Genomic DNA, 16,766 nt, shown 5'->3' on the forward strand with positions numbered 1-16,766 from the left:
ACTACTTCTAACTCCTCCCCCCCCGGCCCCCCCCCCCCCCTCCCACTCCCCCCCCCACCCCCCCCCCCGCTGCGGGGGGAAGCACCTGAGCGATCTGTTACGACGGGGGAATCGCGTCAGGCACTGCGGGGGGTGGCTGAGATGGTCTGGACGTCGGGGGCATCCGTTTCCACCAGCCGGTGGTCTCGCTGGTCAAGATTCACAAAGATCATTCCGTACCTGATGGCACACCGCACCGGCTGCGGCGCCCCCCGGGGCCGCCGCAGACACCGGTACGCCCGTACGTCCTCGTCCTCGTCGCGGGTCACCACCACCGGCTCGCCGAACACTGTCACCATGAGCGAGTCACCGCTGTGGGGGATGGCGGTGGCCAGATCGATGAAGTGCCAGCCGGAGCGGTAGGCCGTGGCCATCTCGCGTCGGAAGGACCGGTCGTCAGGAGGTGTCGTCATGTCAGGACCACTGGGTGTCGCCAGGCAGGGCCACGACGATTTCGTCACTGACGGCCCCGTCGGCCCGTATCGTCGACCACTGGGTGTCTCCGGCTCGCGTGTCGCTCTTCGCACCAGAGAGGCCACTCAGCGTTCCGAAGGCCACAACGGCGGAGAAGGCGGCGACAAGCACCGAGCGAAGCATTCTCTTACGCATAGTTGGCTTCGTCCTCACTTGAAGGTCCCCTCTTCCCCCGTCTGATAAGACGATGGCTCATTCAGGCACGTCATGACCACACAATGAGTGCATCATGTTCCTGCATGTTCAGGACCCTGGGGGGTGGAGATTTGACGACAAATCCGACAGAAGCGACACATCCCCACACGATCGCTGAACTGTGTGAGGAAGGAAGGCGGGTATATGCCAACGCTCTGCGCACAGGACGCGTCGCCCGCGCGGATGTGGAGTCGGCTCCCTGCCTGATGGAGTTCGCCCTCCTGCACGCGGACCCCGACGACGAGAAGTGGCTCCGGCCGGTGCCCCCCTCGGTGGCGCTGTCCCTGCGGCTCAACCCGCTCGAGCGCGAGATCTCCGAGCGCAGGCGTACCTCCATGGAACTCGCCGAGATCTTCGAGCCGTTCATGATGCTCACCGCCCAGGGCTCGTCCCCCGAGCACTCGATCACCGTGCTGGAGGGCCTCGACCGCATCAACTCGGCCCTCGACCTGGCCACCGACCAGTGCCGCAACGAAGTACTGACGGTCCAGCCGAGCGTCCGCCATCCCGAGCGCCGGATCATGGAGGGCCTGGAGCGCGACAAGACCCTCACCGACCGCGGCGTACGCATCCGGACCCTGTACCAGCACACCGCCCGCTACATCCCGGAGCGGCTGGCCTACGTGGACCAGTTCGCCAACGGCAAGGTCGAGTACCGCACCATCGACGAGCTGGTCGAACGCCTCGTCATCTGTGACGAGACCGTCGCCTTCATCCCCATCCGCGACGACCGGCAGGTCGCCCTGGAGCTGCGCCACCCCGGCCTCGTCAGCTACCTGATCAAGGTCTTCGAGTTCATGTGGAGCCGCGCGGTCCCGCTGAGCGCCGGCAGCCCCTACGAGACCGCCCCCGACGGCATCACCGACATCCAGCACTCCATCGCCAAGCTCCTCGTCGAGGGCCATGTCGACGAGGCGATCGCCCGCCGGCTCGGCATGAACGTACGGACCTGCCGGGCCCACATCGCCAAGCTCGCCACGGCCCTGGGCAGCGGCAGCCGCGCCCAGCTCGGCTTCCTCATAGCCCAGTCGGGAATCCTGCAGCAGGACGAACCGACGCGGGAGGGAGACGGCGGCCCGTGACCGAGGCGCACACGCACGGAGTGGAGGAGCTGTGCGCGGAGGGGCTGAGCCTGTACACCCGCGCACTGCGCGAGGGGCAGGTGCCGGCCGAGGACGCAAAGAGCACGCCGTGCCTGGTCGACCTCGGGTTGCTGCATCCCGACGTCGCGGACCCCCAGTGCCTGCAACCGGTCGCACCCGCTTCCGTACTCCACCGGCTGCTCCGGAGTTCGGCGGAGCGCATCGCGGACGAGCGGCGGCGCGAGGAGCGCCTGGAGACCGTCTTCGCACCGCTGCTACGGCTCGACGGCTCCCGTACGGCGGCCACGGGCAGCCCGACGATCACGGTCCTCGGCGACAAGGAACACATCAACCAGGCCATCTCCGAGGCCATGGCGGCCGCCACGGACGAACTGCTCGCCATCCAGCCCGGCGCCAACCGCGACAGCCGGCTCACCCACGAAGCCGAGGCCATCGCCCTCGTCCGCGACCAGGCCCTGCTGGACCGCGGCGGCCGTATCCGCACCCTCTACCAGCACACCCAGCGCTACAGCCCGCTCGCCCTGTCCCGCTACGAGCAACTGCGGGGCGACGCGGCGGCCCGCACCCTGGACGAGGTCACCGAGCGGCTCATCGTCATCGACCGCACGGTCGCCTTCATCCCCGCCAACGCGGACCGCACGAGGGCCCTCGAAGTCCGCCACCCCGCGCTGATCGACTACTTCGTCACCACCTTCGACCGCCTCTGGCACCTGGCCACCCCCATGTACCCCGAAGCGGTCCGGCAGCCCACCCTCAACGGCATCACGGCCCGCCAGCGCGCCATCGCCGGGCTCCTCGTGGAAGGCCACACCGACGCCGTCGTCGCCAACCGCCTCGGCATGAACATCCGTACCGCCCGCGTCCACATCGCCAAACTCGCCGCCACCCTGGGCAGCGGGAGCCGCGCCCAACTCGGCTACCTCATAGGGCGGTCGGGGATTCTTGATCAGCGTGAGTGAGCTGCGCCGGAACGTCCGGCACGCGTGACGCGGCGCCGTCCAGGCCCACCTGGGCGATACGGACGCCCAGTTGGGTACGGCTGGCCGCGCCGAGTGTCTCCGACAGGCGGGCGATGTGGGCCCGGCAGGTGCGGACGCTTATGCCGAGCCGTTCCGCGATCACCGCGTCCTGGTGGCCCTCCGCGAGCAGGGCGGCGATGGACTGTTCGCGGTGGGAGATGCCCTCGATGCCGGTGTCGGGCAGGGGCGCGGCGACGGGGATGGCGAGGCGCCACAGGCGGTCGAAGACGGTGACGAAGTAGTCGATGAGCGCCGGGTGGCGCAGTTCGAGCGCCATGGTGTGGTCGGCGTTGGCGGGGATGAAGGCGACCGTCCGGTCGAACAGGATCAAGCGGTCCACGACCTCGTCCAGCGTCCGCGCCTCGACCGCGTCGCCCATCAACTCCAGGTAGTTCAGCAGGCCTTGGCCGTGCCGGGCGACATGGGTGTACAGGTCGCGCATCCGTACCCCGCGCGAGCGCAGGGCCAGGGCGCGGTGCAGGCCCTCGGTGAGTTCGGGTTCGCGGCGGATGCCGCCGGGCTGGACGGTGAGGACCTCGCCGGTGCAGGCCTCGGTCGCGTCGTCCATCGCCGCCTGGATGCGGGCGAGCCCGTCCAGGACGCGGATCGCGGCGCCCTCCAGGGCCCCCGACGCCGGCGCGGACGCCTCGATACGGCGGCCCAGACCGGCGTACCACTCGAAGGCCTCGACGGCCGAACCCACCCGCCGGTGGCTCTCGCTGACCTCGTCGTAGACCCCGCGCACCAGCCGGGTCATGACCTCCTGCGGGGAGGTCGGCACCAGCCAGTCCATGTCGTCGGGGTCGGGGTGGAGGAGGGCGAGCTCCAGCAGACACGGCACCGGCTCGGCGTCCGTGCGCGGTACCCGGCCCCGCCGAACGGCCCGCGAGTACACGAGATCCCCGGCGTCGCAGAGCCGGTCAGCACCGTGCGGATGCGCGTCCGTCCCGTGCCCGGTCATTGCCCATCCCACCCCCGGTTCCCGGCTCTTTGCAGCGCCACTATGCGCGGACCCGACCTGCTCCGCAACACGGCTCCCGCTCGAACGAGCCCCGAAAACCACCGATATCGCTCACTATCTCCCCACCTCCGCGCGTTACCTTGCAACAAGCTGGGGGGTACCTGGCCTCGGCCGCCGGCCGCTTGGCCGTATCACTTTCCGCGTGAGCTGCCGGAAATCACTCAGAGATCGCCGTGTTACGAACCGCACTTAACGTCCCCTCATGGCGGACATATTTGACGCATACGCATTGGCCGATGCGTGGGACGAGATGTTTGTGCGGCCGGGTGAGGTCAGAACCGCCTACGAGCCGGTACTGGCGGCACTCCAGCCGATCGAGCCGAGTGAACTGCGCTTCCGCGCGGACCAGATGGCCCGCGCGTTCACCGACCGAGGGGTCACCTACGCCTTCGCGGGCGAGGAACGGCCCTGGCCACTGGACCTGGTGCCGAGGATCATCGACGCGCTGGAGTGGGACCTCATCCAGCGCGGGGTGGCGCAACGGGTGCGAGCTCTGGAGGCCTACCTCTCCGACGCCTACTCGCACTGCCGCGCCTTCGAGGACGGTGTGGTGCCCTGGCGGCTGCTCCTCAACTCGGCTCATTTCCATCGGGCCGCGCAAGGGGTCGAGCCACCGGGCGGAGTACGCATCCACGTCGCCGGCATCGACCTCGTACGGGACGAGGTCGGCGACTTCCGGGTCCTGGAGGACAACGTGCGGGTCCCCAGCGGGGTTTCGTACGTCATCGAGAACCGCAGAGCGATGACCCGGATCTTCCCGTCGCTCTTCGCCGAGCAGCACGTGGTCCCCGTCGACGGCTACGCGGGACGGCTCCTCGCCGCACTGCGGGCCGCCGCGCCGGCCGGCACGACGGACCCGAGGGTCGTGGTCCTCACCCCGGGCCCGAGCAACGCCGCCTACTTCGAACACGCCCTGCTCGCACGGCTGATGGGCGTGCAGCTGGTGGAGGGCCACGACCTGGCCTGCCGCAACAACCGCGTGTGGATGCGGACCACCCGCGGCGAGGTGCCCGTCCATGTCGTATACCGGCGCCTCGACGACGACTTCCTCGACCCGCTGCACTTCCGCCCCGACTCGGTGATCGGCTGCCCGGGCATCATGAACGCCGCCCAGGCCGGGAACGTCACACTCGCGAACGCGGTCGGCAACGGCATCGCGGACGACAAACTCCTCTACACCTACGTCCCCGACCTCATCCGCTACTACCTCTCCGAGGAACCGATTCTCCCCAACGTGGAGTCGTACCGGCCCGACGAGCCGGGCCAGTTGGAGGCGGTCCTGGACCAGATCGAGCACCTGGTCGTCAAGCCGGTCGACGGCGCCGGCGGCATGGGCATCGTCATCGGCCCCAAGGCGGACGCGAAGACCATCGAACGCACTCGCAAAGCCGTCGCCGCCGACCCGCGCGGCTGGATCGCCCAGCGCCCCGTCGCCCTCTCCACCTCCCCCACCCTCGCGGGCGAACGCATGGCACCCCGCCACATCGACCTGCGCCCGTTCGCCGTCAACGACGGCACCGACGTCTGGGTCCTCCCCGGCGGCCTCACCCGCGTTGCCCTCCAGGAGGGCAACCTGATCGTCAACTCCAGCCAGGGCGGCGGCTCCAAGGACACCTGGGTGCTCGCCGAGGGCCCCGCCGAGCATCCCGAGCCAGTCACCCCGGACGGCGAACTGCCCGAGGTGGCACCCCGCCAGCTCGGCCCCGACGGCAATCCCACGGTCGTACAGGAAGGGGCGCAGCAGCAGTGAACGACGTGATCCTCTCCCGGATAGCCGAGGCCCTGACCTGGACCGGCCGCTACGTCGAGCGCGCCGACACCACCGGACGCATCCTCGACGCCTATCTCCACCGCATGCTGGAGGACCCCTGGCGCGACGAGGACGTGGCCTGCCGGTCGCTGTACGCGATCCTCGGGGTCGACGCGGGCGGTGAACGCGTCGACATGCAGCAGGTGTTGGACCAGCTCGCCTTCGACGCCCGCTCGACGTGTTCCATCGAAGGCGCCCTGGGCGCGGCCCGGCTGAACGCCCGCAGCGCCCGCGAGGCGGTCTCGTCCGAGATGTGGGAGTGCCTCAACTCCACCTGGCACGCCCTGGCCGACCAGCGCCTCGCGGCCCGCCGTACCGGCCCCTACGCCTATCTCGAACTCGTGCGCAGGCGCGCCGCGTTGTTCTTCGGCCTCGCCGACTCCACGATGAGCCGCGACGACAGCTGGCGTTTCGTCGTCCTCGGCCGCAGCCTGGAACGGGTGGACATGACCGTACGACTGCTGTCGGTACGGGTGCTGGACGCGGCGCACGCGCCCGACTGGCCGACGCTGCTGAGCGCCTCGGGCGCCGACGAGGCGTACGCGCGCGTCTACGGCGGCTTCGGCGACACCCCGCGCGTGGCCGAATTCCTGCTCCTGGACCGGGACTTCCCGCGCTCGGCGCTGCACGCGCTGACGACGGCCGAGGAGTGCCTCACGGCGCTCGGCCGCCCCCGCCAGGACCCCGCGCGCCGCCCCATCGGCCGCCTCCGCACCCGCCTCGAATACCTGGACTCGCACGCCCTGGAAGAACAACTCCCCGCCCTCCTCAAGGACTTGCAGCACGCCTGCATGGCCTCGGCGGAGGCCGTCGCGGAACTGTTCTTCCCGTACCAGGGGCCCGTCGAGTGGGCCCAGGAAGGAGCCTGAGATGACCCGTAGGCTTCGCATCCGCCACACCACCCGCGTGTCGTACGCCCAGGCGGCCGTCTCCTCCCACAACGAGGTGCGGATGACCCCGCTGACGCTCCCCGGCCAGACGACACTGGACGCACGCGTGACCGTGAACCCCACGACCCCCACCTGGTCGTACTGGGACTACTGGGGCACCCAGGTCACCGGCTTCGACCTCATGGACCCGCACGCCGACCTCACGATCACCGCGTCGAGCCTGGTCGAGACCTCCCCGCCGGACGCGCTCGGCCCCTCCCCCACCTGGCAGGAGGTCACCGAACGGACCACGAACTCCCGCCTGTTGGAGTTCATCGGCCCCACCGTCCGTACGACGGTCCCGCCCAAGCTGCTGAAGAAGGCGCGCAAGGCGGCCGTAGGACTCGATCCGCACGAGACCGCGGTCGCCGTCTCCGCGCTCGTCGCCGACCGGGTGGCCTACCTCCCCGGCGTCACCGGAGTGAACACCTCCGCCGCCGAGGCCTGGGAACAGGGCGCCGGCGTCTGCCAGGACATCGCGCACGTCACCATCGCGCTGCTGCGGGGCCTCGGACTGCCCACGCGCTACGTCTCCGGCTATCTCCACCCCGAGCGGGAGGCGGAGCTGCACCGCCCGGTGGCCGGGCAGAGCCACGCCTGGATCGAGTACTGGGCGGGCGACTGGTGCGGCTACGACCCGACGAACCGGACGCGGCCCGACGAGTCCCATGTGGTGGTGGGGCGGGGGCGCGACTACGACGACGTGACTCCGCACAAGGGGATCTACCGGGGGGTGGCGGGCGGACCTCCCGAGGTGACGGTGGAGTTCACGCGGGTGGCCTGAGCGGACGGCGGCGGGGTCGAGTGGCGGTTCACGGGCACGGGCCCGGTCCGCACCACCCCGCCGTCGACGCCGCCGACCGGCCCCGCCCTACTTCAGCCCCGCCGCCGCGCAAGCCGACTTGTACTTGCTGGTGCAGATGTCGGAGATCTTGTAGATCCCGTCCGCGACCACCGTCGTCTTGATGTTGTCCCTCGTCAGCGCGACCACGGACACCAGCTGCGCGGGGATCTTCTTGTTGGTGGGGCTGTCCACCGAGTCGCGGGTGAGGGCGTCGAACTCGATGTCCCTGCCCTGCACCTCGGCGACGGCGATCTTCGCGGCGGCCTCGGCGAGGTCGGGGTAGGGCTTGTAGACGCTCATGTACTGCTCGCCGGTCACGATCCGCTGCACGGCGGTGAGTTCGGCGTCCTGGCCGGTGACGGGCGGCATCTTCGACACGCCCGCCGCCTTCAGGGCGTCGATGATGCCGCCGGCCATCGCGTCGTTGGCGGAGTACACCGCGGCGATGTTGTCCTTGCCGAGCTTGCCGATCGCCTCGGTCATCTCCTTCTTGGCCAGGTCCGGGTCCCACTTGTCGGTGTTGTAGCTCGCGGCGACCGTCACCTTGCCCTGCAGCTCGGACAGCGCCCCCGCCTTGAACACCCCGGCGTTGGGGTCGGTCGGCGAGCCGTTGATCATGACGACCTTGTCGGAGGTGTCCACGTTGCTGCCCAGCGCCTCGACCAGGGAGCGGCCCTGCACCTCGCCGACCAGTTCGCCGTCGAAGGAGACGTACGCGTCGATCGGCCCCTCGGCCAGGCGGTCGTAGGCGATGACCGGGATACCGGCCTCCTTGGCCTTCTTCACCATGGTCAGGATGAGATGCGAGTCGACGGCGTCGAGCACGATGACGTCGACCTTCTCGTCGATCATCTTCTGCATCTGCTTGTCCTGGACGCTCGCGACACCGCCGGCGTTCTGGTACTCGGCCTTGCCCTTCTTGTTGGTGAGTTCACTCACCGTGGACTTGATGATCGGGTAGTCGAACTCGGCGTACCGAGTGTTCGTCTTCTCCGGCATCAGGACGCCCACCGTGATGTCGTTGCCCTTGGCCGGGGTGGCGTCCGAGCTGCTCCCCGACGAGGAGAGCACGCCACAGGCGGCCAGGGGCAGGGCCAGCGAGGACGCGGCCACGGATATGGCGATACGACGCATTGGTGAGCTCACTTCTGGTGCCGTCCGGACGTGGGCGCAGCATTGCAACCCAGGTGACTGAAAAGCCAACGCGGCTGCGGCCGTCGACGTCAAGCGGAACTACTTAACGAGATGGCAACACCACGTTCCGTTTGGTATGTGGAGACGTTGCGGAATCCCATCCAAACGCTCTTTACCGACCCTCCACTCAAAGGGAGTCCAGGAAACGGCAAAGATCGCACAACCGGACAGGGGCCCGGAGGCGGGTGAACCTCCGGGCCCCTGTGCGAGGTGCCTGCGCGTCAGTCCGAGGACTGACGCTTCGGCCGCCACACCACCAGCGCGCTGGTCTGCTGGACCTCCTGGTACGGGACCAGGTCCCGGCGGTAGGAGGCGTGCACGGCGGCCTCGCGCTGCTGGATCGCCGCCGCCGCTCCGTCGACCGCCGCCTGGAGTTCGGCGACGCGCTGCTGGAGCGCCACGACCTGGTTCTCCAGCTCGATGATGCGCTTGATGCCTGCCAGGTTGATGCCCTCGGTCTGCGACAACTGCTGGACGGTGCGCAGCAGTTCGATGTCGCGGGCCGAGTAGCGCCGGCCGCGCCCGGCCGTGCGGTCCGGGGAGACCAGGCCGAGGCGGTCGTACTGGCGCAGCGTCTGCGGGTGCAGTCCGGAGAGCTGGGCCGCCACCGAGATGACGTAGACCGGGGTCTCCTCGGTCAGCTCGTACGGGTTGCGTCGACGGCCGTCCATCTCTGTCATGCTCCCTTCGCGGCCTGGAACAGCTCCGCCCGCGGGTCCTCGCCCGCGGTCGCCTCTCTGTACGCCTCGAGTGCGTCACGAGCATTCCCCGTGACGTCCTTGGGGACACTCACCTCCACGGTCACGAGGAGGTCACCCCGGGTGCCGTCCTTGCGGAAGGCGCCCTTGCCGCGGGCCCGCATCGTACGGCCGTTGGGCGTGCCCGGCGGCAGCTTCAGCGTCACCGGGGGCCCGCCCAGGGTGGGCACCCTGACCTCGCCGCCCAGCGCCGCCTCGGCGAACGTCACCGGGACCGTCACCGTGAGGTTGTCGTCCTTGCGGCCGAACACCGGATGCGCGTCGACATGCACCATGACGTACAAGTCGCCCGCGGGACCGCCCCGTTCACCCGGTGCGCCCTTGCCGCGCAGCCGGATGCGCTGGCCGTCGGTGACCCCCGCGGGGATCCGGACCTGCATGGTCCGAGACGACTTGGCGCGCCCGCTGCCCTTGCACTCGGCGCACGGGTGCTCGGCGATCAGGCCCCGGCCCTTGCAGTCCGGGCACGGGTCCGTGAGCGAGAAGCCGCCGCCGGAGCCGCGCGCCACCTGGCCGGTGCCGACGCAGGTCGGGCACACGCGCGGTGTGCCGTTCTTGTCGCCGGTGCCCGAACAGGCCTTGCAGGGCTGCTGCGAGGACATCCGCAGCGGCACCGTGGCCCCTTCGATGGCCTCCGTGAAGCTGAGCGTGACCTCGGACTCGATGTCCTGGCCGCGCCTTGGCTGGGTCCGGGTCGTACCGGCGCCGCCCCGGTTGAACAAGCCGCCGAACACGTCCCCGATCCCGCCGCCGAATCCGCCGGCACCCCCGGCGCCGCCGCCCTGCGCGCCGCCTCCGAAGAGGTCGCCCAGGTCGAAGTTGAAGTTGCCGGCGCCCGCGCCGCCCGGCCCCGGGCGGAAGCCGCCGTTGCCGAACAGCGCGCGGGCGTCGTCGTACTCCTTGCGCTTCTTGGGGTCACCGAGGATGTCGTTGGCCTCGGAGATCTCCTTGAAGCGCTCCTCGGCCTTGGCGTTGCCCTTGTTGGCGTCCGGGTGGAACTCGCGGGCGAGCTTGCGGTACGCCTTCTTGATCTCGGCCTCGGTGGCGTCCTTCGGCACGCCGAGGACCTTGTAGTAGTCCTTCTCGATGAAGTCCTTGGTGCTCATCCTCGACGTCCCTCCTTCCGCCCGGTGTCTGCCCGCCCGGTGTGTGCGTCAGCCCTCCTCAGGGCCGTTGTCCTTCTCGTCGCCGGCCTCGGACTCGTCCTCGGCCTTGACCGCCTGCGCACCGGGCTGCGGTTCGGCGACTGCCACCCGCGCGGGGCGGATGGTGCGCTCGCCGATGCGATACCCGGGCTGCAGGATCGCCACGCAGGTCGTCTCGGTGACGTCCGGCGCGTACGAGTGCATGAGGGCCTCGTGGATCGTCGGGTCGAAGGGCTCGCCCTCCTTGCCGAACTGCTGCAGTCCCATCTTCGCGGCGACGGTCTCCAGTGACTCCGCCACGGACTTGAAACCGCCGACGAGTTCCCCGTGTTCCCGCGCGCGGCCGATGTCGTCGAGCGTGGGCATCAGCTCGGTCAGGAGGTTCGCGACGGCGATCTCCTTGACCGTGACCCGGTCCCGCTCGACCCGGCGGCGGTAGTTCTGGAACTCGGCCTGGAGCCGCTGGAGGTCCGCCGTGCGCTCTTCGAGCGCCTTGCGCACCTGGTCCAACTGGGCCGTCAGACCGGCGATCTGTGCACTTGATGCGTCCCCGGCCGGGGCCGCCCCCTCTCCCTGGGAGGAGGAGGCGGCGGCCTGCGGCTCGGCGTCGTCGGGGGTGGCGCCGGAGGGGACGTCGGGCTTCTCTTCGAAGCCCGGGGTCTCCTCCGTCACGCGGCACCGTCCTTGCGCTCGTCGTCCACGATCTCGGCGTCCACCACGTCGTCGTCGGCCCGGGGAGCCTCGGCACCGGGGGCGTCGCCGCCCGCGGCCTGCGTGGCCTGGGCGTCGGCGTACATGGCCTGGCCGACCTTCTGCGAGACCGCGGCGACCTTCTCGGTGGCGGTGCGGATCTCGGCGGTGTCCTCGCCCTTGAGCGCGGCCTTCAGCTCCTCGACGGCGGCCTCGACCTCGGTCTTGACCTCGCCGGGGACCTTGTCCTCGTTGTCCTTGAGGAACTTCTCCGTCTGGTAGACGAGCTGCTCGCCCTGGTTGCGGGACTCGGCGGCCTCGCGGCGGCGGTGGTCCTCGTCCGCGTACTGCTCGGCCTCCTGGCGCATCCGGTCGACCTCATCCTTCGGCAGCGAGGAGCCGCCGGTGACGGTCATCTTCTGCTCCTTGCCCGTGCCGAGGTCCTTCGCGGTCACGTGCATGATGCCGTTGGCGTCGATGTCGAAGGAGACCTCGATCTGCGGGACACCGCGCGGGGCCGGCGGCAGACCGGTCAGCTCGAACATCCCGAGCTTCTTGTTGTATGCCGCGATCTCGCGCTCGCCCTGGTAGACCTGGATCTGCACGGAGGGCTGGTTGTCCTCGGCGGTGGTGAAGATCTCGGACCGCTTGGTCGGGATCGTCGTGTTCCGCTCGATCAGCTTGGTCATGATGCCGCCCTTGGTCTCGATACCGAGGGACAGCGGGGTGACGTCGAGGAGCAGGACGTCCTTGACCTCGCCCTTGAGGACACCGGCCTGGAGGGAGGCGCCGATGGCGACGACCTCGTCCGGGTTGACGCCCTTGTTGGCGTCCTTGCCGCCGGTCAGCTCGCGCACCAGCTCGGCGACGGCGGGCATCCGGGTGGAGCCACCGACGAGGACGACGTGGTCGATCTCGTTGATGGAGATGCCGGCGTCCTTGATGACGTTGTGGAACGGCGTCTTGCAGCGCTCCAGCAGGTCGGCCGTCAGCTGCTGGAACTGGGCGCGGGTGAGCTTCTCGTCCAGGTGCAGCGGGCCCTCGGCGGAGGCCGTGATGTAGGGCAGGTTGATCGAGGTCTCGGTGGAGCTGGACAGCTCGATCTTGGCCTTCTCGGCGGCCTCGCGCAGACGCTGCAGGGCCATCTTGTCCTTGCCCAGGTCCACGCCGTGGCCCGCGGCGAACTGCTTCACCAGGTAGTCGACGACCCGCTGGTCCCAGTCGTCACCACCGAGGTGGTTGTCGCCGTTGGTGGCCTTCACCTCGACGACGCCGTCACCGATCTCCAGGAGGGACACGTCGAAGGTGCCGCCGCCGAGGTCGAAGACGAGGATCGTCTGGTCGTCCTTGTCGAGCCCGTACGCCAGCGCGGCGGCCGTCGGCTCGTTCACGATGCGCAGGACGTTCAGGCCCGCGATCTCGCCGGCCTCCTTCGTCGCCTGGCGCTCGGAGTCGTTGAAGTAGGCCGGGACGGTGATGACCGCGTCCGTGACCTTCTCGCCCAGGTAGGCCTCGGCGTCGCGCTTCAGCTTCTGCAGGATGAAGGCGCTCATCTGCTGCGGGTTGAAGTGCTTCCCGTCGAGCTCGATCTTCCAGTCCGTGCCCATGTGGCGCTTCACGGAGCGGATGGTCCGGTCAACGTTCGTGACCGCCTGGCGCTTGGCGACCTCGCCGACGAGCACTTCGCCGTTCTTGGCGAAGGCGACGACGGACGGCGTGGTCCTGGCGCCCTCTGCGTTGGTGATGACGGTGGGCTCGCCGCCTTCAAGAACGCTGACGACGGAGTTAGTCGTGCCCAGGTCGATGCCGACCGCACGTGCCATGGTTGATTCCTCCAGCAATGACTTGAGTGGAACGGACTCAAGTGTGCACCACACTCATCGCTGGGTCAACAGAGCTGAGTCGAGCAGACTCAACTCTTATCCGTTCCTTACACGCAACTGAGCTCTGACCTGCGAAGACACCGGACGCCGCCCCCTGTAGACAGCGACTTTAAGCAGTCCGAATACGACGACCAGGGCCCCGCCCGCCACCCACATCACGGCGGATTCACCCGCCCACCCGTTGTGCACGAGCACTCCGACGAGCACCCCGGAGAACCCCCCGATCCCGAGGAGCACCACCGCCCCCTGCGGAGTGAGCCCCAACCTCCGCAGCCGGTGGGCGAGATGGTCCGGGCCGCCCCGCAGCAGCGCCCGCCCGGCCAGCCGCCGCGACAGCAGCACCAGGACGGCGTCGGCGCTCGCGAGGGCGGTGAGCGCGAACAGCACGCCCGCGCTGGACGCCAGATCGTGTCCGGCGCGGGTGACCACGGCCGCCGAGGCGAGCACGAAGCCCGTGAACAGCGACCCGCAGGCGCCGAGCGCGATCCGCGCGGGATGCCAGTTGTGCATCAGGAACCCGGTGAGCGCGGCGGCCAGCACACTCAGCAACACCGCGAGCCCGTCCATCACTTCCATCGCGGCACAGGCCCCCACCCCGAAGGCGGTGACCACCCCCACGGTCCCGGCGAGCCCGTCGGCGTGGTCGAGCCCCTTGAAGGCGGCCGCGACGAACACGATCCAGGCCGCCGCCAGCAGCCCGCCGGCCACCCCGAGCTCCCCGTACGGCACGACACAGGCCGCCGCCACCGCCGTACCGAGCAGCAGGACCCGCGTCTTGAGCCGCCAGACGTCGGCGACGAGCCCGAGCGCGGCCACGGCGGACCCGGCGACCAGCAGGCCGCCGACGTCGCCGCCGAGCGGCGCGACGCCGGTCCAGTCGCACCCCCAGGTGACCGCCGCGACGGCGGTCACGACGGCCAGTCCCCCGAGCAGCGGTACCGGGCGCGTGCGCCTTCGCCGGTCGACGATCCGGGCGCGCAGGGCGGGCACCCGGAGCAGTGCGGCGAGGAGGGCGGAGAGGAGCAGGGCGGTCGTGGCGGCGAGAATCCCGTAGAGCACGGTTCCAAATTAGACGCAAATGTACCAATTCAGTACGAATAACACGATCGGACCGTCACAGGTTTTTAAGGCGACCCTCAGCGACATAGATCACCGCACGGCTGGCTACAGTGCGACAGAGAATGGGGGTAATCTCGGTCGGACCGATTAAGTTACCGATTAGTAATGTTCTGGGTTCGGTAATGACCCCTCGCAGGCCCGAGGAGCCCTGAAATGCAACTCGCCGCGATCATCGTGTCGCTGGTTCTGATCGTGGTCGGTGTGGCGCTGTTCGCCCGTGCCGTCCTGCAGATCTACACCTTCATGCGACTCGGCCAGAACGTGCCCGCGGGCACCCGCACCGACGAGCCGGTCCAGCGGACCGTCACCGTGGCCAAGGAGTTCCTCGGCCACACCCGGATGAACCGCTGGGGCGTCGTCGGGGTCGCGCACTGGTTCGTGGCGGTGGGCTTCTTCTCGCTGCTGCTGACGATCGTCAACGCCATCGGCCAGCTCTTCAAGGCCGACTGGCTGCTGCCGGTCATCGGCGAATGGGCGCCGTACAACGTCTTCGTCGAGTTCATCGGCACCATGACGATCCTCGGCATCCTCGCCCTGATCGTGATCCGCCAGCTCAGCAAGCCGAACAAGCCGGGCCGCAAGTCCCGTTTCGCCGGCTCCAACTTCGGCCAGGCGTACTTCGTCGAGGCCGTCATCCTCATCGTCGGCGTCTGCATCTTCATGCTGCACGCGCTCGAGGGCGCCCAGCACCACGTCGACGCGTACGAGGCGTCCTTCTTCATCTCGTACCCGGTGGTCTCGGCCCTGGAGCACCTGGACGTCTCCACGCTCCAGAACCTCACCTACCTCTTCGCCGGCGTGAAGATCGCGACCTCCTTCATCTGGATGATCACGGTCGCCCTGAAGACCGACATGGGCGTCGCCTGGCACCGCTTCCTGGCCTTCCCGAACATCTGGTTCAAGCGGAACGCCGACGGTGGCACCTCGCTGGGCGCGCTGCTGCCCATGACTTCCGGCGGCAAGCCGATCGACTTCACCGACCCGGGCGACGACGACGTCTTCGGTGTGTCCCAGGTCGAGCAGTTCTCCTGGAAGGGCCTGCTCGACTTCTCCACCTGCACCGAATGCGGCCGCTGCCAGTCGCAGTGCCCCGCCTGGAACACCGGCAAGCCGCTCTCCCCCAAGCTCCTCATCATGTCGCTCCGGGACCACGCCCACGCCAAGGCGCCCTACCTGCTCGCGGGCGGCGGCAAGTCCATGGAGGGCGAGGAGAAGGCGACGGAGGAGCAGCTGGCCGGCGTCCCCGCCGCCGCCCTCGCCGAGGCCGAGCGCCCCCTCATCGGCACCTTCGAGGACAACGGCGTCATCGACCCCGACGTCCTGTGGTCCTGCACCACCTGCGGCGCCTGCGTCGAGCAGTGCCCGGTGGACATCGAGCACGTCGACCACATCGTCGACATGCGCCGCTACCAGGTGATGATCGAGTCCGCGTTCCCGTCCGAGGCCGGGACGATGCTCAAGAACCTGGAGAAGAAGGGCAACCCCTGGGGCCTGGCGAAGAAGCAGCGCCTGGAGTGGCTCAAGGAGGTCGAGTTCGAGGTCCCGGTCGTCGGCCAGGACATCGAGGACCTCACCGAGGTCGAGTACCTGTACTGGGTCGGCTGCGCCGGCGCCCTGGAAGACCGCGCCAAGAAGACGACGAAGGCCTTCGCGGAACTCCTCCACATCGCGGGCGTCAAGTTCGCGATCATGGGCGGCGACGAGAAGTGCACCGGCGACTCCGCGCGCCGCCTCGGCAACGAGCCCCTGTTCCAGGAGCTCGGCATGGAGAACGTCATGGCACTGAACATGGCGTTCGGCGAGGAGTTGGACGACGACGGCAAGGTGGTGCCGGAGTCGGCGAAGCCTCGCGCCGCGAAGAAGATCGTCGCGACCTGCCCGCACTGCCTCAACACCATCGGCAACGAGTACCCGCAGCTCGGCGGCGACTACGAGGTCATCCACCACACCCAGCTGCTCCAACACCTCGTCGACGAGGGCAAGTTGATCCCGGTGACGCCGGTCGAGGGCATCATCACCTACCACGACCCGTGCTACCTGGGCCGCCACAACAAGATCTACACGCCCCCGCGCGAGATCATCGCCAGCGTCCCCGGCCTCCGCAACGAGGAGATGCACCGCCACAAGGAGCGCGGCTTCTGCTGCGGCGCGGGCGGCGCCCGCATGTGGATGGAAGAGCGCATCGGCAAGCGCATCAACAACGAGCGCGTGGACGAGGCCCTTTCGCTCAACCCGGACATCGTGTCGACGGCGTGCCCCTTCTGCCTCGTCATGCTCACCGACTCGGTCAACGGCAAGAAGAACGACGGCAAGGCCAAGGAGTCGATCCAGGTGGTCGACGTGGCCCAGCTCCTCCTGGACTCGGTCAAGAAGCCTGCCGACGACGAGCCCCCCGCGGGCACCGCGGAACCGGAGAACGCCCCGGAGCCCCAGCCGGTCAAGTAACGGCCGGCCACTCTGCTACGACGACGCCCCCCCCCCCCCCCCCAGGGGGGGGGGGGGCGGGGGACGGGAGTTGGGCCCCCCTGTGCCCCCCCGCGGGT

Annotated in this window: 14 protein-coding genes; 6 read left to right on the forward strand and 8 right to left on the reverse strand. The window is 69.2% G+C overall.

Annotated features, from left to right (window positions below; genetic code table 11):
• Nucleotides 1-116: 116 nt before the first annotated feature.
• The gene (locus tag ACFXC1_RS23220) at nucleotides 117-452 is read right to left on the reverse strand and encodes a Rieske (2Fe-2S) protein (protein WP_026178811.1); all 336 of its coding nucleotides are present in this window, start codon (nucleotides 450-452) and stop codon (nucleotides 117-119) included.
• 300 nt (nucleotides 453-752) lie between these two features.
• Here ACFXC1_RS23220 and ACFXC1_RS23225 point away from each other — a divergent pair, with 300 nt between their 5' ends.
• Nucleotides 753-1,790: a helix-turn-helix transcriptional regulator gene (locus ACFXC1_RS23225; RefSeq protein WP_381245399.1), complete on the forward strand. Its 1,038-nt coding sequence runs from the start codon at nucleotides 753-755 to the stop codon at nucleotides 1,788-1,790.
• Complete coding sequence (locus tag ACFXC1_RS23230; protein WP_381245400.1) at nucleotides 1,787-2,770, forward strand: helix-turn-helix transcriptional regulator; 984 nt, start codon at nucleotides 1,787-1,789, stop codon at nucleotides 2,768-2,770. Before ACFXC1_RS23225 ends, ACFXC1_RS23230 begins: the two co-directional genes overlap by 4 nt.
• Here the strand turns inward: ACFXC1_RS23230 and ACFXC1_RS23235 are convergent.
• On the reverse strand, nucleotides 2,733-3,791 hold the full coding sequence (locus ACFXC1_RS23235) for a helix-turn-helix transcriptional regulator (protein WP_381245402.1): 1,059 nt from the start codon (nucleotides 3,789-3,791) through the stop codon (nucleotides 2,733-2,735). The genes ACFXC1_RS23230 and ACFXC1_RS23235 overlap by 38 nt on opposite strands.
• 262 nt (nucleotides 3,792-4,053) lie before the next feature.
• On the opposite strand from ACFXC1_RS23235, the gene ACFXC1_RS23240 reads away from it, so the two are divergent.
• Genes ACFXC1_RS23240 through ACFXC1_RS23250 form a run of 3 tightly spaced genes read left to right on the forward strand, consistent with a single transcriptional unit; the run spans nucleotide 4,054 to nucleotide 7,374 of the window.
• Nucleotides 4,054-5,601, forward strand: coding sequence for a circularly permuted type 2 ATP-grasp protein (locus ACFXC1_RS23240; RefSeq protein WP_381245404.1), 1,548 nt, complete (start codon nucleotides 4,054-4,056; stop codon nucleotides 5,599-5,601).
• Nucleotides 5,598-6,530 (forward strand): alpha-E domain-containing protein, encoded by a 933-nt coding sequence (locus ACFXC1_RS23245; protein WP_381245406.1) that lies wholly within the window; start codon nucleotides 5,598-5,600, stop codon nucleotides 6,528-6,530. The genes ACFXC1_RS23240 and ACFXC1_RS23245 overlap by 4 nt, the downstream gene beginning before the upstream one ends.
• A 1-nt stretch (nucleotide 6,531) precedes the next feature.
• Complete coding sequence (locus tag ACFXC1_RS23250) at nucleotides 6,532-7,374, forward strand: transglutaminase family protein (RefSeq protein WP_381245408.1); 843 nt, start codon at nucleotides 6,532-6,534, stop codon at nucleotides 7,372-7,374.
• An 87-nt stretch (nucleotides 7,375-7,461) separates the two neighbouring features.
• Here the strand turns inward: ACFXC1_RS23250 and ACFXC1_RS23255 are convergent, their stop codons facing one another.
• The 6 genes from ACFXC1_RS23255 to ACFXC1_RS23280 form a co-directional block, all read right to left on the reverse strand.
• Nucleotides 7,462-8,568: a sugar ABC transporter substrate-binding protein gene (locus ACFXC1_RS23255; protein ID WP_381245409.1), complete on the reverse strand. Its 1,107-nt coding sequence runs from the start codon at nucleotides 8,566-8,568 to the stop codon at nucleotides 7,462-7,464.
• Between the two features lie 281 nt (nucleotides 8,569-8,849).
• On the reverse strand, nucleotides 8,850-9,299 hold the full coding sequence (locus tag ACFXC1_RS23260; protein WP_019070405.1) for a heat shock protein transcriptional repressor HspR: 450 nt from the start codon (nucleotides 9,297-9,299) through the stop codon (nucleotides 8,850-8,852).
• A 5-nt stretch (nucleotides 9,300-9,304) separates the two neighbouring features.
• Nucleotides 9,305-10,492, reverse strand: coding sequence for a molecular chaperone DnaJ (gene dnaJ, locus ACFXC1_RS23265; protein WP_381245411.1), 1,188 nt, complete (start codon nucleotides 10,490-10,492; stop codon nucleotides 9,305-9,307).
• 48 nt (nucleotides 10,493-10,540) lie between these two features.
• Complete coding sequence (gene grpE, locus ACFXC1_RS23270) at nucleotides 10,541-11,203, reverse strand: nucleotide exchange factor GrpE (RefSeq protein WP_093627720.1); 663 nt, start codon at nucleotides 11,201-11,203, stop codon at nucleotides 10,541-10,543.
• Nucleotides 11,200-13,044, reverse strand: coding sequence for a molecular chaperone DnaK (gene dnaK / locus ACFXC1_RS23275; protein ID WP_381245412.1), 1,845 nt, complete (start codon nucleotides 13,042-13,044; stop codon nucleotides 11,200-11,202). Before dnaK ends, grpE begins: the two co-directional genes overlap by 4 nt.
• A gap of 96 nt (nucleotides 13,045-13,140) precedes the next feature.
• Complete coding sequence (locus ACFXC1_RS23280; RefSeq protein ID WP_381245414.1) at nucleotides 13,141-14,163, reverse strand: MraY family glycosyltransferase; 1,023 nt, start codon at nucleotides 14,161-14,163, stop codon at nucleotides 13,141-13,143.
• Nucleotides 14,164-14,376: 213 nt separating this feature from the next.
• Here ACFXC1_RS23280 and ACFXC1_RS23285 point away from each other — a divergent pair, with 213 nt between their 5' ends.
• On the forward strand, nucleotides 14,377-16,668 hold the full coding sequence (locus tag ACFXC1_RS23285; RefSeq protein WP_381245415.1) for a (Fe-S)-binding protein: 2,292 nt from the start codon (nucleotides 14,377-14,379) through the stop codon (nucleotides 16,666-16,668).
• Nucleotides 16,669-16,766 lie beyond the last annotated feature (98 nt).

Source organism: Streptomyces hokutonensis (genome assembly GCF_042751305.1).
GTDB lineage: Bacteria > Actinomycetota > Actinomycetes > Streptomycetales > Streptomycetaceae > Streptomyces > Streptomyces hokutonensis_A.

Excerpts from the sequence above, each read along its gene's own strand:
- ACFXC1_RS23220 (WP_026178811.1), bottom strand. The coding sequence starts at position 452 with ATGACGACACCTCCTGACGACCGGTCCTTCCGACGCGAGATGGCCACG.
- ACFXC1_RS23225 (WP_381245399.1), top strand. The coding sequence starts at position 753 with ATGTTCAGGACCCTGGGGGGTGGAGATTTGACGACAAATCCGACAGAA.
- ACFXC1_RS23235 (WP_381245402.1), bottom strand. The coding sequence starts at position 3,791 with ATGACCGGGCACGGGACGGACGCGCATCCGCACGGTGCTGACCGGCTC.
- ACFXC1_RS23240 (WP_381245404.1), top strand. The coding sequence starts at position 4,054 with ATGGCGGACATATTTGACGCATACGCATTGGCCGATGCGTGGGACGAG.
- ACFXC1_RS23250 (WP_381245408.1), top strand. The coding sequence starts at position 6,532 with ATGACCCGTAGGCTTCGCATCCGCCACACCACCCGCGTGTCGTACGCC.
- ACFXC1_RS23255 (WP_381245409.1), bottom strand. The coding sequence starts at position 8,568 with ATGCGTCGTATCGCCATATCCGTGGCCGCGTCCTCGCTGGCCCTGCCC.
- ACFXC1_RS23260 (WP_019070405.1), bottom strand. The coding sequence starts at position 9,299 with ATGGACGGCCGTCGACGCAACCCGTACGAGCTGACCGAGGAGACCCCG.
- dnaJ (WP_381245411.1), bottom strand. The coding sequence starts at position 10,492 with ATGAGCACCAAGGACTTCATCGAGAAGGACTACTACAAGGTCCTCGGC.
- dnaK (WP_381245412.1), bottom strand. The coding sequence starts at position 13,044 with ATGGCACGTGCGGTCGGCATCGACCTGGGCACGACTAACTCCGTCGTC.
- ACFXC1_RS23285 (WP_381245415.1), top strand. The coding sequence starts at position 14,377 with ATGCAACTCGCCGCGATCATCGTGTCGCTGGTTCTGATCGTGGTCGGT.